The organism is Scytonema sp. NUACC21 (assembly GCF_054684315.1).
This window is the reverse complement of the sequence record NZ_BAAFZH010000106.1, coordinates 104,316-118,545: the sequence shown is the minus strand read 5'-3', so window position 1 is coordinate 118,545 and position 14,230 is coordinate 104,316. Positions and strand designations below refer to the sequence as shown.

General features: G+C 46.0%; 12 protein-coding genes and 2 pseudogenes. 2 read left to right on the top strand and 12 right to left on the bottom strand.

Annotation, left to right across the window (positions count from 1 at the left end):
* Nucleotides 1–172 precede the first annotated feature (172 nt).
* On the top strand, nucleotides 173–592 hold the full coding sequence (locus ACYRY3_RS38295) for a lysozyme inhibitor LprI family protein (RefSeq protein ID WP_460206977.1): 420 nt from the start codon (nucleotides 173–175) through the stop codon (nucleotides 590–592).
* Nucleotides 593–678: 86 nt separating this feature from the next.
* On the opposite strand, the gene ACYRY3_RS38290 is transcribed toward ACYRY3_RS38295, so the two are convergent.
* The 10 genes and pseudogenes from ACYRY3_RS38290 to ACYRY3_RS38245 all read right to left on the bottom strand — a co-directional run bounded on the left by ACYRY3_RS38290 (nucleotide 679) and on the right by ACYRY3_RS38245 (nucleotide 10,709).
* Nucleotides 679–1,995, bottom strand: coding sequence for a glycosyltransferase family 4 protein (locus ACYRY3_RS38290; protein ID WP_460206975.1), 1,317 nt, complete (start codon nucleotides 1,993–1,995; stop codon nucleotides 679–681).
* A gap of 152 nt (nucleotides 1,996–2,147) precedes the next feature.
* Nucleotides 2,148–3,020: a hypothetical protein gene (locus ACYRY3_RS38285; RefSeq protein ID WP_460206974.1), complete on the bottom strand. Its 873-nt coding sequence runs from the start codon at nucleotides 3,018–3,020 to the stop codon at nucleotides 2,148–2,150.
* Nucleotides 3,021–3,084: 64 nt separating this feature from the next.
* Nucleotides 3,085–4,710: a GMC oxidoreductase gene (locus tag ACYRY3_RS38280; protein WP_460206973.1), complete on the bottom strand. Its 1,626-nt coding sequence runs from the start codon at nucleotides 4,708–4,710 to the stop codon at nucleotides 3,085–3,087.
* Between the two features lie 316 nt (nucleotides 4,711–5,026).
* A pseudogene (locus ACYRY3_RS38275) lies at nucleotides 5,027–5,799 on the bottom strand (SDR family oxidoreductase).
* Nucleotides 5,800–5,859: 60 nt separating this feature from the next.
* The gene (locus ACYRY3_RS38270) at nucleotides 5,860–6,861 is read right to left on the bottom strand and encodes a quinone oxidoreductase family protein (RefSeq protein WP_460206972.1); all 1,002 of its coding nucleotides are present in this window, start codon (nucleotides 6,859–6,861) and stop codon (nucleotides 5,860–5,862) included.
* A gap of 533 nt (nucleotides 6,862–7,394) precedes the next feature.
* Nucleotides 7,395–7,753, bottom strand: a pseudogene (locus ACYRY3_RS38265) (transposase); the annotation flags it as partial.
* Nucleotides 7,754–7,830: 77 nt separating this feature from the next.
* Nucleotides 7,831–8,481: a PEP-CTERM sorting domain-containing protein gene (locus ACYRY3_RS38260; protein ID WP_460206971.1), complete on the bottom strand. Its 651-nt coding sequence runs from the start codon at nucleotides 8,479–8,481 to the stop codon at nucleotides 7,831–7,833.
* A gap of 327 nt (nucleotides 8,482–8,808) precedes the next feature.
* A complete protein-coding gene (locus tag ACYRY3_RS38255; RefSeq protein ID WP_460206970.1) occupies nucleotides 8,809–9,315 on the bottom strand; it encodes a DUF302 domain-containing protein in 507 nt (168 codons plus the stop codon).
* A 453-nt stretch (nucleotides 9,316–9,768) separates the two neighbouring features.
* Entirely contained in the window at nucleotides 9,769–9,891 is a 123-nt protein-coding gene (locus ACYRY3_RS38250) for a hypothetical protein (RefSeq protein ID WP_460206969.1), read from the bottom strand.
* Nucleotides 9,892–9,959: 68 nt separating this feature from the next.
* Nucleotides 9,960–10,709: an SDR family oxidoreductase gene (locus tag ACYRY3_RS38245; RefSeq protein ID WP_460206968.1), complete on the bottom strand. Its 750-nt coding sequence runs from the start codon at nucleotides 10,707–10,709 to the stop codon at nucleotides 9,960–9,962.
* 190 nt (nucleotides 10,710–10,899) lie between these two features.
* On the opposite strand from ACYRY3_RS38245, the gene ACYRY3_RS38240 reads away from it, so the two are divergent.
* On the top strand, nucleotides 10,900–11,496 hold the full coding sequence (locus ACYRY3_RS38240) for a TetR/AcrR family transcriptional regulator (protein WP_460206967.1): 597 nt from the start codon (nucleotides 10,900–10,902) through the stop codon (nucleotides 11,494–11,496).
* A gap of 387 nt (nucleotides 11,497–11,883) precedes the next feature.
* On the opposite strand, the gene ACYRY3_RS38235 is transcribed toward ACYRY3_RS38240, so the two are convergent.
* Together ACYRY3_RS38235 and ACYRY3_RS38230 are read right to left on the bottom strand one after the other, a co-directional pair.
* Nucleotides 11,884–13,437 carry a GMC oxidoreductase gene (locus ACYRY3_RS38235; protein ID WP_460206966.1) on the bottom strand — a complete coding sequence of 518 codons (1,554 nt, stop codon included), beginning with the start codon at nucleotides 13,435–13,437 and terminating at the stop codon, nucleotides 11,884–11,886.
* Between the two features lie 277 nt (nucleotides 13,438–13,714).
* A complete protein-coding gene (locus tag ACYRY3_RS38230) occupies nucleotides 13,715–14,200 on the bottom strand; it encodes an ABA4-like family protein (RefSeq protein WP_460206965.1) in 486 nt (161 codons plus the stop codon).
* Between the last annotated feature and the right edge of the window lie 30 nt (nucleotides 14,201–14,230).

The window sequence follows — 14,230 nt, the reverse complement described above, 5'->3', positions numbered from 1 at the left end:
TTTGTAACCTATTTCTGTTTATTCCCGGTGACTTACTTAGTTCATTAAGATTAGTATTTTTAAGATTTTTTTCTTTTGCATACTAAAAACTTATCGTGCCTTATAGTATATGTTCACTAGTGCTTCCCTAGAGAATATATTGTCATTTGAGTAGCAAAAGAAACTTTTAATTATGTCTGTAAGACTTATACATAAAAGACGGATTAATTCCTTCATTTTGATGGCGATCGCATCCTTATCCATAACCGCGATTTCCATGCCCATTAAGGCACAAGAGGCTGTTGCCCAAAAAATTAACTGTTCTAAGGCAGTCACAACACCAGAACTGAAATATTGTTCTCAGCTGTCTTACCAAACAGCAGATAGACGCCTAAATGAGGTGTATAAAAAAGTGACATCTAATTTGCTGAAGGAGCAGAAGCAAATACTGACTGCCGCACAGCAGGCTTGGATTAAATTCCGCGATGGCAACTGTAATTTTGAAACTTACAGTTCTCGCGATGGGACGGGATACGAAATTTTTCGGAACGGGTGTCTTGAGAGACTGACAAAACAGCGCACAAAAGATTTGGAAGATTTTTTGTCTCGGTAAGGTTTTGCCACAGCTAACTTTTTTCTTTAATGGGCTGCAAGATCCCCAAGTTCTCTAAGAAGTCGGGAAGCGGGGGGTCACAGTTATCAGACATCTATGACTGATTCCCTCGAGCTTAATTTTGGCACAATACCCAAATTTGATGCTTGAGGAGCGATAGCTTCGTTCCTGCTCGGAGGGCAGATCGCATTAGAAAATAGCCTTTCATACTGGTCGAGTGCTTGCTTATAGGAATAGCGCTCCATAGCAAACGTTCTCCCTTTCATACCTAGTAATGCCGCCAGGGTTGGCTTGGCATATAGATTTAGTACCGCATCTGCCAGTGCATCTGGTGACTCAGGAGCTACAACTATACCACCATCACTATGCCCTATCGCACGCGCCGCAGTGCCAGTGGCGGGAACTGATGCCACTATCGGACGTCCAGATGCTAGTAGCAGTGGAATTTTAGAGGGCATATTGAAAGAAATTACGTTGCGCTTCTGCACTACTAACCCCACATCTGCCGCCGCCAGCATCTCGGGTAATTTTTCTCGCTCTACAAGTGGTAGGAACATTACATTATCAGCCCCACAAGTTTGACAATATTGCTGTAAACTTTTTAAGGCTTTTGATTCACCGACAATTGCAAACACAATTTCTGGAATATGGCGCAACAAAGCTGCAGCTGCCACTACTGTCTCCAAACCTTGTGTCAGTGCTATATTGCCCGAGTACATCACTACAAATTTCCCCTCCAGATGATAAGCAGTCCGAAAGGCGTTATTCTCCTTAGGTAGGGGGCGGATGAAATTCACATTCACCCAATTGGGAATGCAGACAATTTTCTTTTCTGGTACTCCCTTATTCACTAAATTCTCCACAAAACCTTCAGCGATGACACTGATAGCGTTTGCGGTTCGATAGACGAATTTCTCCAAGGCTTCAAATACTTTAATTAACCATTTGTTTTTCAGCAAACCAACGCGCACGGCTGCTTCTGGGAGGATATCTTGCACATTCAACACCACTGGGCAGTTGTATAACCAACCAAGTAGAGTTGCAGGTAATGACACGAGTAAAGGTGGAACTGTTAAAAGGATGACATCGGGTTGCCAACCGTTAAGTGCTTGCGGCAAGCTTGTGAACACGAAGCTCAACTCTAATAACAGCCGATCTACCAGGTTGGGTTCGGACTTGATTTGTAGGTAACTGCGCTGGATGGTAACGCCGTTCTTTTGTTCGGTGACGTACCACTTACCCCGATACTCTTGATATATCTCGCGCTGGGGATAGTTAGGCATTCCCGTAATTACCCGCACTTGATGACCTCGTTTTACCAGTCCTTCTGCTAGCTCAGTCATTAAGGGAGCAATTCCAATTGGTTCTGGATCGTAATTGTAAGAATAAATTAAAATGTGCATAATTGATTAGTTAATTTGGTGGACTGAGGGGGCTGTAGTTGTAAGACGGATGATGTCATGAGTACAAAATACGATGTATCTCTTTGCTTAGAAAGCGGAATATGGGAAGTAGGTTACGTGCCGGAGTTAATCAGCTTTACAGCCCTCAAACCTCATCGGCACAGTTTTCTTAACTTGTCATGAATGAGTATCAAAGCGCTAAAAGCTATGAAGCCTAACGTCATCGTCGGTTCAGGAACTTGTTTGACTGGGGCAATAGATTTGTAGTTGTTGATTGAGAAAGATTTTTCTGGCTCAAGAGCGAAATTCCACTGGAAAGCGTAAGCATTGTCACCAGTCAACGGCCCGGAAAAATTTGCTAGGGTGGTGGTAACATTGTCTTCCAATGCATCTAGGATGTTAGAGAAAGGAGACACTTGGTAGTAAGTTGCTGCTGGGTCAATGACTTCGGTCGCAAAGGTAAAATTATCCAACTGTGTGGCGCTACCACTACCTATTTTTGTTGTGTCCCGATCGCCATTTTCAGTGAGGTCAAAGTCAGTGTAGTTAAAGAAGTGGAAGTCTAACTGATTAGAGCCAGTGTTTTTAATCGTGATATTCTCAAATAAGCTAGATATGCCACTGCCCTGTGCGCCACCATCCAACGTGTAGTTGAGGGCAATTTCAAAGTCGGTGCCTGCGTAGGTAACGGAGATCTGGTTGTCAGCTGGTTGAGATTGATTGAGGCTAATCAAATTAAGAGTATTAAGAGAATTTTCTCTGCCTTCGGAGCCAACACGATACCAGAATTGGTTCTGGAATAATTGATTTACACCTTCTACAGTCCAGAAGAGAAGACCATTATTTGAGGGAATATTTGAGAAAGAAGGGTCAAATGCAGCGATCGAATTGTCATCACTCAACGCTAATACAGCGGATTTAGCTGGTCGCTCTGTGATTCCAAAACCGATTAAAATGATGGTGGCAGTTGTCGCCACAGACGCAAATTGTCCTTCTAGAAGCCTGTTGAAGCGTTTTTTCAACATATGGAATTTTTTACTTGTACTGGGGGTGAAAGATAAGGAAGAAAGAATACTTCAAACTGGTGACTTAGGCAATATCTTCTGCAATAATCCGTTCGATACAGCGTTCTGCCAAAGCTGCAATGGTAAAAGAGGGGCTTGCAGCTGCTGTAGAGCCGGGAATCAATGCACTATCAACAATATACAGACCCCCATAACCGATGACTCTACCATATAAATCACAGGCTTTTCCTAAGACTGCTCCTCCTAAAGGATGGAAAACAGGAATGTTATCAGATACTTGATCCGTAATTCGGATTTTACGCTGAGAGTAGCTACCTATTGTTATATCTGTTTGTGGCTGGCTAGTCGAAGTAGCATTTTTCCTTTCAATTAATCTGGAGGCAAATTCTGCAGCTTTCAGAATTGTTGAATCTCCCAAATTGTTACTATCTGGCCACTTTAGTTTAACCAAACCTGTAGTTGAATCGTAGTTGAATCTCCCCCTAACAGAGGGTAAGCCGATGCCGAGAGATATTAGAGATCCTTCGGGAGCATTCCATGTCGGGAATGATAGGAAAGAAACTGGGCCGAGAGGGTTATCGAAGTATTGAGTAACTACAGTTGCAGGTCCTCCCTGACTGGGGTTTGTGGGTTGTGGAAAACCTAAACGAATGGTCAGAGTGTCTCCATTAGTTCCCCAGTCTAAGCCAATGTAGTCATTTAACCTAGGTAGTGTACCTGTTGCTTTGGCTTTGACTAGAAGCGTAGAGGTTCCCATAGAACCAGCTGCCAGAAATAGATATTTACAAGTAATAGTTTTTGTTGCAACAATTTCTCCAGACTCATTAATCTGGTTACACGTAACTCGATAGCCATATCCCGGTACTTCAGAGATTTCTGTTGCTATATGAAGAGGTAGAATCTCCACAGACCCGGTTTGCTCTGCCTGAGTGAAGTAGTTACGATCTAGACTCTTTCTCGCTCCACTATTAAGGCCGTACCAGTTTTCACCAATAATAGCGGAAGGAACTTTAGTGCCATTGATTTCTTGGCGAACAATATCCCAGTCTACAGCTACGTCTAGCAAACGGCTGGGTAATCCGGCAACTGCCGCTTGCTGAAGAAAGAGCCTAGTGGATAAATAGTAATCAGTAGCCAAGATATCTTGAGGAATTGGTGCTGGCTGTATGATGGAATGAACGCGAGGGTAATAAACTCTATCCATCTCGTCATAGTCAATTTCTCTAGGAAAGACCTGATAGAAAAGTTCGCGGGGAGGTTGGTAAATAACACCGTTATAAACCAGCGAGCCACCTCCGACTCCAGCACCACAGTAAACAGAAACTCCATTTTCATTTTTACGCTCTAAAACTCCTGTGTACACGTCTATAGGGACTTCGTCAAATAGCACTGTTTTTGGGCTGAGCCAAGCAGCTCGACCATCAGGATTACGGTAAGTAGCAAAAGTATTTTGGGCAGATGTAATAGGCCAACGACGACCTCGTTCTATAATCAACGTATCGATACCAGCTTGCCCCAAACGTAAAGCTGCAACAGCGCCACCAAAGCCACTACCAATAACAACAGCTTCTACAGACTCATCCTGAGCACTAGTCCGATTAGGGCTGACTATTGAAGTCATCAAACCAGCGGAAAATAGACCAGCAGTTTGAAGAAAACGACGACGATTATAGAACTTATTATTAAGCATAAACATCACCATTTAATGAGCTATATTTTTCCATTTTTTTTAAATTTTGGCGACACAACCCCTATTTACCGAGTTGAAGACCAGCGAAAAACTGGCATCTGCATTCGTGACAATTTTAGGTTATAGCGCTTTATCAATAAGTAATATTACTTAAAAAAATCCTGGAAATCGTGGTACAAAACATCATTTTTGGGGGAGCGGTTGTATGATATTGACACACATCCCGCCTTGCATTGCTTCAGTGCAGAGCGAGTGTCGAGGGTGCGTTTTCGTACAAGGAGCAGCCAAGGTAAACTCTCGCCCAAGCTTGCTCACCCTACCATCTGCTCCCGATGAAAGACCGTAGCGCTTGCTCGAAGGTCGCATCATCCATAGTGGCGCGTGTGCTTAGCAGTTGCTGCGCCCCTTCGCCCACCGGCCACCGGAACTTCTTGTCCTCAGACTCCACTGCATCGACAATCGTTTGTGCCACATCTTCGGGGGAGAGCATCTCTGACTGGAAGTCAAGATGTGCGGTAAGCGGTTCATATGCCCCGTCTCCGAAAAACGCTTTTGGTGCATCTAGAGCTCCCGTTGCCGTCGGCCCGGGCTCAATCACAATAACCCGAACGCCAAAGTGGCTAACCTCAAAACGAAGCGCATCACTCAAAGCTTCGATCGCCCATTTCGTTGAGGCATAGATTCCGGTGAGCGGCATTGTGATCCTTCCACGATCGATGACAGGTTGACTACGGTACCGTGACCGCGCTTACGCATTGAAGGTACAAATGCTTGAACCATACGAAGGGTTCCGAAGACGTTAGTTTCGTACAGATGCTTTGCTTCCCCAATTGGAACAGCCTCCACTGGACCTACCGCGATAATGCCCGCGTTGTTGATGAGCACGTCGATGTCGCCGACAGCCTCCTTCGCCGCAGCGACCGAGCTGTCGTCTGTCACATCCAGGGCAAGGCGTCTCGCTACGTTTAGACCCTCAAGTGTTTTGGAATCTCGTGCTGTCGCGATCACCTCGTAGCCCCGCTTGGCGAACTCCTGAGCAGTCATGTGCCCAATTCCTTTAGAACATCCCGTAATCAGTACTTTGAGCATAATTCTCCATTGATATTGCTATCAGAATGTAGTTATTTTGCCTAACCCACGCAAACGTCCTTATGTATCCGCCCACGGCTGCAAGACAACTTTACCAGTAGTCTGGCGGTCTTCGAGCAGGCGGTGAGCCTCAGCAACCTTAGAGAGGGGGAAGACCTGCCCGACGTGAAGCGTCAAGCGACCAGTGGTGATTTCTTCCATCAGTTCACCTAGGCTAGACTGGATAAGTCCAGGTTGGGCGAAGAACTGACCGAGGTAGAAGCCTACGATCGATTGACACTGCCCCAATAGCCTTTGCGGGTCGAGGGAGGTCGGCTGACCGCTCGCGAGCCCGAAGACGACCACGCGTCCGAACGGTGCTAGGCAGTCGAAGTTCCGCTCGAAAACCGTCCCTCCAACCATCTCCAAGATGACATCAACCCCACGGCCCCCGTTCGCGTCGAGAACCTGCTGCGGCCAGTCGTCATGCATGTAGTTGACGCCGGCATCCGCCCCCAAGGACCGGGCCAGTTCCAACTTCGCGGATGAGCTAGCTGCCGCGATCACGCGTCCCGCGCCTATCCGCTTGGCGAGTTGCACGGCGAGGATGCCAACGCCGCCCGCCGCCGCTTGCACCAAGACGCTCTCCCCTGATTGCAGTCGGGCCGACGCCTTCAACAGGAGGTGCGCGCTCAGCCCCTGCACGAGAACTGCTGTAGCCCGCACCGGGTCAAGCTGGGGCGGGAGCGGTATGAGATGTCCGGCAGGTACTGTCACGTATTGGGCGTAGCCGCCGCCTGCAGGCATTGCTGCCAATACGGAAGTGCCTACACTCACGGTTCCGACGCCCTCGCCTAACGCCTCAACCGTCCCAGCGACTTCCCCTCCTAGCGTGTAGGGCAGGGGTGTCGGCTCCGGATACCTGTTCCATCGCCGCATGGTGTCGGCATAGTTGACGCCAGAAGCTGCGACCTTGACGAGTACTTCACCTGCCTGGGGCTGAGGAACTGGAACGTCCTCGATCTGGAGAACCTCTGGCCCACCATAGCGATATAAACGAACTGCTTTCATCGTGGCAGTCATGCGACTGTTCCTCCTAATAATGGTTCGTGATGGCTTTGCCCGCGCGATCGCAAAAGTTTTCGGCTTCCTCATATTGACAATCATTTTTCATTATGAGGATTGCTGGAATCAAGTTGTTTCCTTGGACAATCAGGCATTAATTTCTCTCACCCTTCAATCACGAGCGAACATACAGAAGTAAATATACCCAGCGTTATTTCAATACCTTCGCCAAATATAAAGAGGGCTTTGTGTAGTAAAGTTGTTGTCTACCAAAACCACAACTCAGAACCGACACAAAGCCCATGCCAGACAACAAGCGCACTATTATAATGCTTGCAACCTGATATGAGCGCGACCACGATGTGGCAATGGAGCCGGATAAAGGGAATGCGGCGGCATTGTTGAGCGGAATGTCTATCCCGCTCAAAGCGTTGGTCGCCGTTTTGACGACGTCACGCCCCAAATCGCCTAAAGCGACGACAGATTAACGAGTGTGTACGAGGGCTGTCCATTTGTTTGGATAAGTCAGTCACCTGTTTAACGACGTCTTAGCCCACAGCCTTGGATACCATTGCTGCGCTTTTCACGCTTTCGCTATCCACAATTGCCTCGGATGGGCTTGGCTCACGGTCACTATCAACCCTCGTCCACTCCCGCAGACGGTCATGTACCTTTACCCACGTCCTGTCTATGCGCCAGTTGCGAAAATATGTATCACCTATTGCCAGTTTGAGAAGTCGCCTGGTAAGGCACGCTATCGGCATCCTTCACACAGGACATAAAAAATGGCGTTAAGAACCTCCCGGATGTCAACTTGGCGGGGACGACCACGCGGTAAAGCTTGCGGAATCAACGACGCTAGCACTTCCCATTGCTCTGACGTCAGGTTACTAGGGTATAATTTACTCATGCTCTTAATGGTGCTGTACTACGTATTTACAGCTTATACTTATACCTTGAGAGCATTTTTACCCCCCAATCGACTTTTCAAACATCCTCCTGGTATAGCAGTTTCTTATTTTGCTTTCTTAAAAAGACTCCAAATCCTAGAGCTAGAACTAAGCTAAAAATTGTTGAGGGTTCAGAAACTGTAGCTGGCTGGTACTCAAACTCCTGGGTTACGACCTCGAATTGATCCGTGACATCTGTGCCGTTTACATCAATTGCAGATAATACGCCAATCCTATAATCGACTTCTCCATCATTGTTGAGTTGATCGCTTAAGGTTGCAGTGACATCTACTATCTTATGGATATAGTTTGGGGGTAACCCTGGAGGACCACTACGAGTTGCTACTAAGGTGGTTAAACCCGTATTCGGATCTAGGGTTGTCGGCTCTTGTAAAGTAGGAAAAAACAATGCATCATCATCAGCAGGGTTAATCTCAAACCCTGCAATCTCATTTGAGCGACTTGTGTACGTGGTTATGGACTGTAGAGGAGCGGTTAGACCAGTAGTATCAAAAAATCCTGACCAACTAATAGTGTTACCAGGACGACCTGCTACGTCTAAAACGGGGTCATCGTCCAATTGTGCTTCTGGTGTGGTTATAAATATCCTCGCTCCATAAGCAGGGGAAGCAGCTATTAACAAAACTGCAGTTATAGATAAACCTTGAATTAGTGCCGAAATCTTCATAAATAACTCCTCCAAAAATGTCAGGATTCATGTGTAAGGTTTAGGCAAAAGAGAGGGAAGAACCTGAAAACTGTGGAGTGAGCGATTAAAGGCTTCGCCGATGGCAAAGTTGTATTGGGCTGGAAGCCCGCTCGGCAGAACACGAACGCGTATCGGCTCACCCCTCAGTTAACCTCACAATACTGCTGCTGGGCGTTGCTGAACCAAAATATGAATCAGGCGATCGGCTGAAATACTGATGAAAAGGTAGTTTCTTGGGAAACGGCTGTTTAGTTAGAATGCTTATGTGGTAAAGCTTCTAAAAAACTTTGTGATTTACTGATATTTCTATTCTGCAACGCCAGCTGCTGCGATCGCTAGTTCTTCAAGCTTACGATCGAGCATTTGCGCGACTGCCGAAATTTTCTCATTTTGGAATTCCTTTAGAAGAGACGATGGCTTGTCGTAGGTGATTTGAGTCCTTCCCTCCTGGTCTTCGTACACAAACAGTCGTAACGGTACGTAAAGCCCGACCCCTAAATTTTGTTCCAGCATTTGTTTGGCAATTAGGGGGTTTCCAATCACATAGAGCTTGGCCTTGACGCCCTGGGAAGCCAGGGACATAAGACTACCATGATCGATCTTTGTAAAGGTCATCAAGCCACTACTTCCGATCTTTGACGCGATCGCCTCCCGGAACTCATCCCACGACTTGCTGGCCAAGACAATTTGTTCAACGACCTCCAAATCCATCTTACCCGCCATCGCTATCGACTCGATCGCTTCTGCGACCTGCTCAAAGGACTTGTTTGAAGATACTACGACGTGCGTTCCCGATCCAGTTAGGGTTCCCATTCCCTTCTCCTTCTTGGATGCTGATACTATGAATGCATTAGACACATTAGGGTTGCTGCATTTTTATCGACTTTGTAACTCTCTCCGGTATTGTTAACTTAACATCAATGCTGATGTTTATTACAGAAAATTAGGCGACATTAGTATTGATATCACTTACTGGTACCTATTTTTGCAAGATAATTAGTTGTTGATGCAGGGCAAACGCATTTAAATAAGACTTGAGCAAAAAAGAAATATGTGTACAAAGAGAAAAGGTGGCGATGGTTGTGCTCATAATTCCACTATCAAGCGATTGCATCGAATGTCAGTAGACCGAGAACTTTTGTAAGTTTATGAAATAATGAGGATTTTAGCCGACCCTTCTGAGGGTGACCAGAGCAATCACTTGCCGGGGCAGGAGAGCCCACCTACAATGCTCATTACTCGAAGCTAACACCTCATGGTATCTGCTCAATTGATACCACTTGCCTCCATGCGAATTAAAACTTCTCCTGGAGTGGGTTCTGGGATTTCCACTTCGCCAATACCCAGAACCTCCAGTCCACCAAAACTCTTCATCACGACTTGTTTCATCCTTCCTACGAAGTCTGCCCTTTGTTATCCCCCCTTTAGCTTGCTCACGGCGAAGCCTTTGAGGCTGTTTAGACTTGGGTCATTGCCCCGTCCACAAAGAGCTCAACGCCTGAAATATAAGAGGCTTCGTCAGAGGCGAGAAATGCCACTGCGGCTGCGACTTCTTCAGATGTTCCCAAACGCTTCATGGGAATCATGGAAGCCAGTTGCTCCCTCCACGCTGACAAATCGCTAGGTAGTCCCTCCGTCCGTTCAATGATGGGTGTTTCAATCGGTCCTGGGCTTACGACATTAAATCGAAGGCCCTTGGCGATATGTTCAGCCGTGAAGCTACGGACCAGAGAGCGAATTGCGGCCTTGGTCGCGTTATAGACGCTTGCATTTGGAATCCCCTTGGAACTACCCACGGAAGCGTTAACCACGACGCTTGCTCCACTTTGCATGAGTGGCAGCGCTTTTTGAATTGTGAAAAAGACACCCTTGAAATTGGTATTGATCAAAGCGTCAAAATCGGCTGAACTGAAGTGATCCGTTGGCGCAAAGAACGCGCTACCGGCATTTGCAAACAAAGCATCAATTCGCCCGTGCTCGCCCTTCACCTGAGAAAAAAGACGATCCAGTTCTTCGATTCGAGCCACATCTGTTCTATAAAAGCTCGTTCCGTTTCCGATCTCTTGCGCGGCTTTCTCAAGCTTTCCTTCATCTCGACCAGTAATAAGGACTTTGGCACCTTCCTGTGCAAATCGTTTTGCGCTTGCAAGTCCGATTCCACTATTTCCGCCTGTGATCAAAACGACTCGATCTTGGAATCTCATCATAATTTCCTCTTCTCTGATTAAACGTTTTCTAGTGAAATAGCAGTTTTCATGCTGTGCTAAGACGAAAGCAAACACCAGGAATTGGGTTTGGCGGATTGGCGACTTGAAGCACCTGCTTTAGTTCACATAGAATAACGATCGTTATAGTAACTATCGTTATCTTATAATCAAGATCGGGAGGATGTCAACCATGCGGTATAAACCAGAGCACAAACAGAGAGTTCGTGAAGCAATCGTGAGAGCGGCAGGACGATGTATGCAGTTGAAAGGCTTTCATGGAATCGGCATAGACAGTATTATGGCGGAAGCTGGATTAACATCCGGAGCCTTTTACTCTCAGTTTTTATCTAAAACTGACTTACTGCTTGAAGTTGTTAGGACTGGTCTGGAAAGGTTGAACGTGCTTTTCTTACAACATCGAACGAAGAATCAACAGAATCGATTCGATAGCAAGGTGATTGAGCATTATTTAAGTTCTCAACACTGTCAGAACGTGGCGGAAGGTTGTGTTCTGCCTAGTCTCTCTGCAGATGTTGCTAGAGCAGACAATGTCGTAAAGGAACTTTATGAGCAGCTCCTTTGTCAGGCAATCGACGAAATAGAGACAGATATGCCAACATCTCAAGATATTACGCAGCGTCAGAGAGCGTGGGCAACTTTATCTTTAATGGCTGGAGGAATATTGCTAGCGCGTGCAATGCCCAGTAAGGAGACCTCTGAAGAAATTTTGGAAGCATGTCGCTGCTTTGCTCAGCAAGGCTTGGATTTGGTGGATTCTGGAAAGTAAGCGAAACCAGTATAAAAAAGCAAAAGCTAGTTATGGTAAAATAACATCGGTACGGCAAATTGAAGTTTCGTGGTTGCCCAATCGTTTATAGCAATTATTTTTCTTAAGAATTGCTAGTTTTTTTGAGCTTGACCTAGACAAAAGTTTCTACGATTCGCGCTCGAGCGCCAGAGTACCTGGAAACGTTATCTAGTCCTGAGATTATATGCAGACAACCACCTATTCACTCCTGCCAGCAATGAAGTTGAAGAAATGCAAAAAATTATGGTGGCAAGTCCTAATAAACTTAAAACCATATTCCTCTGCATCCTTCTGCCACAAGCCTCGATCCCTCTGCCTTTTCTTCGTGCCATTCGCTTTCAAGCATGGGGCTTGCTCGTCATTGGGTTATTGGTCAAAAATGTCTCTTTCTAGTATGCGTTCTATATTCCGCTCCGCCAAGGCAGCGATTGTGAGAGATGGTGCAACACATCCTGTTGCACCAGGGATAAGCGCACCATCAATGACATAAAGCCCCTGATAACCTTTGACACGCCCATACAAATCACATGCATTTCCAATGACGGCTCCACCTAAAGGATGAGCTGTCACGGAATCATTAATCTCTGTTCTAGGTTGGTAAGTAGAATCTGTGTTGCTCTTGTCAAGGATGGCATGAGTTAGCTTACTAGCCTCTAGAATTACTTGAGTTTCTGAGCTATTTGCAGGCCAATCTAGCTCTACCGAGTCCTTAGCTGCATTATACTTAAAGTTCCCTCTAGCCAACGGAATTCCCTCGCTTAATAGAGCATCAGTCCCCTCAGGAGCATCCCAGTCGGGGCTTCCAGTGAGAGTAATTGGTGCTAGAGGATTGTCAAAATGAGTCACTGAGTAGGCATAAGCTGGTCCACCCTGTCTAAAATTGTTGGGCGGTAAACCAAAACGGGTACTAAAACTGTCTCCGTTTTGAGCCCAGCCCTTGCCGATCTGCTCATTTAATCGAGGCAGGGTACCTTTTTCCTTTGCCTTCACTAAAAGTGCGGAGGTTCCCATTGAACCTGCAGCCAAAAATAGATAACGACAGGTGATCGACCCGCTAACTACTACTTCTCCAGTCTCAGTAATTTGCTCGTAATAAACCCGATATCCTTCACCACCAACTTCGGAAATGTCTTTGGCGACATGTAAGGGCAGAATCTCTACAAATCCGCTTTGTTCCGCTTGGGCCAGATAGTTACGATCCAAGCTGTTTTTAGCTCCACTATTAGAACCGAAAAATAAATCGCCAATGATGAGAGAAGGCTCCCTAGTCCCAGCTATTTCCTGACGTACAATATCCCAATTAACATTCAAATCATTCTCAAAGTAAGGTAATCCTGTATTCTTTATCTGTTCGAGAAAAGCTCGTGATGATTGATAGTAGCTGCTATTTAAAATGTCTGAGGGATGTTTAGAAGGTTTAAGGATAGATCGAACGCGAGGAAAATAAACCCGATCCAATTCCTCATAATTAATTGCACGAGGAAAAGTTTTATAAAATAAGTCCCGCGTTGGTTGAAGGGTTGCACAAAAGTACGACAAGGAGCTACCTCCTACTCCAGCACCGCATAAAACAGTAATCCCATTTTCAGATTTAGTCTCTAGAACCCCTGTAAATTTATCAACAGGCGCTCCTTCAAAGGTTGTTGTACTCAACCAGGCTGCTCGACCATCCGGTTGACGCTGAGTGGCAAATGTATTTTGTGCAGACGTAATTGGCCAACGTCTTCCGCGCTCTAACACAACTGTATCAATTCCAGCTTGTCCCAAGCGCAATGCTGCGACAGCACCGCCAAAACCACTACCAATAATAACAGCAGTAACAAAGCGATCGTTGGCTTTGACTAGACGAGAATAGCCGAATGTGGTAATTAGACCAGTGGAGAAACAAGCAGCATTTTTAAGAAAAGAACGACGTTTCATTTTTGTGATATGTTAAGGAAGATTACTTTTGCCAAGCAGTAATAATACTAGAAAATCATGAGTTCTTCTAGTAATTAATGAATAGTTATTCGGTTTCAGAGGCTATTTATAAACCAATACGGTTCGGTTAAGGCTATGCAGTGGTAAGGATTAGGAAAACAGGAGGATTGGTTTTCGTTCCAGAACCTCTGTGTTTTACTTTTTTCAAGCAAGTATCATAGCTCTTTTTGTTGCCCCGTCATAATCAGTTGACAATACCATTGCCCCCTGTATTCGCCTATGCTGAGAACGTGCCGCTTGACGGCGCAACCCGATCTACTACAGTCGCCGCTTCGCTATCAAAACGAGGGAAAAACCTTTGGCTAATCCAGCGAGTCAAGGTGTGTGACAGCAACCCGAAGGGACCTGCAAACAAACACACGGCAAGTGAGTGAGCTGTCCAAACACCCGTTCGCTGCCCTTCCCAATAAATCCAGCGACCAACAAACAAATCCACTACCACAAAATGAACCCATCCAGTTGCTACAGCCCTTTCATCCGCAAATAATCGGGCAATGTTCGCCAGCCTTGGAGTGAATAAGGCTTGAGTTTCCGGTGTGATGCTGCTAACGAACAAGTACACATACAGTGCTGCCAAAGCCACAAAGGGGACATATGATTCCATTACCCGTCGTGTGACTCTCCAGTTTGGCAACAGAATCATCAGCGCCCAAAAGGGCAAGACAAAGAGAGTAGCGACATCAAACAGTTGAACAAGGGTCATAACTGCTTTCCTAGATTAGTACAAAATTAT

What these genes read in the sequence shown, in the direction of transcription:
- ACYRY3_RS38240 (WP_460206967.1), top strand. Translation starts at nt 10,900, where the DNA reads ATGCGGTATAAACCAGAGCACAAACAGAGAGTTCGTGAAGCAATCGTG.
- ACYRY3_RS38235 (WP_460206966.1), bottom strand. Translation starts at nt 13,437, where the DNA reads ATGAAACGTCGTTCTTTTCTTAAAAATGCTGCTTGTTTCTCCACTGGT.
- ACYRY3_RS38260 (WP_460206971.1), bottom strand. Translation starts at nt 8,481, where the DNA reads ATGAAGATTTCGGCACTAATTCAAGGTTTATCTATAACTGCAGTTTTG.
- ACYRY3_RS38295 (WP_460206977.1), top strand. Translation starts at nt 173, where the DNA reads ATGTCTGTAAGACTTATACATAAAAGACGGATTAATTCCTTCATTTTG.
- ACYRY3_RS38255 (WP_460206970.1), bottom strand. Translation starts at nt 9,315, where the DNA reads ATGGGAACCCTAACTGGATCGGGAACGCACGTCGTAGTATCTTCAAAC.
- ACYRY3_RS38270 (WP_460206972.1), bottom strand. Translation starts at nt 6,861, where the DNA reads ATGACTGCCACGATGAAAGCAGTTCGTTTATATCGCTATGGTGGGCCA.
- ACYRY3_RS38285 (WP_460206974.1), bottom strand. Translation starts at nt 3,020, where the DNA reads ATGTTGAAAAAACGCTTCAACAGGCTTCTAGAAGGACAATTTGCGTCT.
- ACYRY3_RS38245 (WP_460206968.1), bottom strand. Translation starts at nt 10,709, where the DNA reads ATGATGAGATTCCAAGATCGAGTCGTTTTGATCACAGGCGGAAATAGT.
- ACYRY3_RS38230 (WP_460206965.1), bottom strand. Translation starts at nt 14,200, where the DNA reads ATGACCCTTGTTCAACTGTTTGATGTCGCTACTCTCTTTGTCTTGCCC.
- ACYRY3_RS38250 (WP_460206969.1), bottom strand. Translation starts at nt 9,891, where the DNA reads ATGAAACAAGTCGTGATGAAGAGTTTTGGTGGACTGGAGGTTCTGGGT.
- ACYRY3_RS38290 (WP_460206975.1), bottom strand. Translation starts at nt 1,995, where the DNA reads ATGCACATTTTAATTTATTCTTACAATTACGATCCAGAACCAATTGGA.
- ACYRY3_RS38280 (WP_460206973.1), bottom strand. Translation starts at nt 4,710, where the DNA reads ATGCTTAATAATAAGTTCTATAATCGTCGTCGTTTTCTTCAAACTGCT.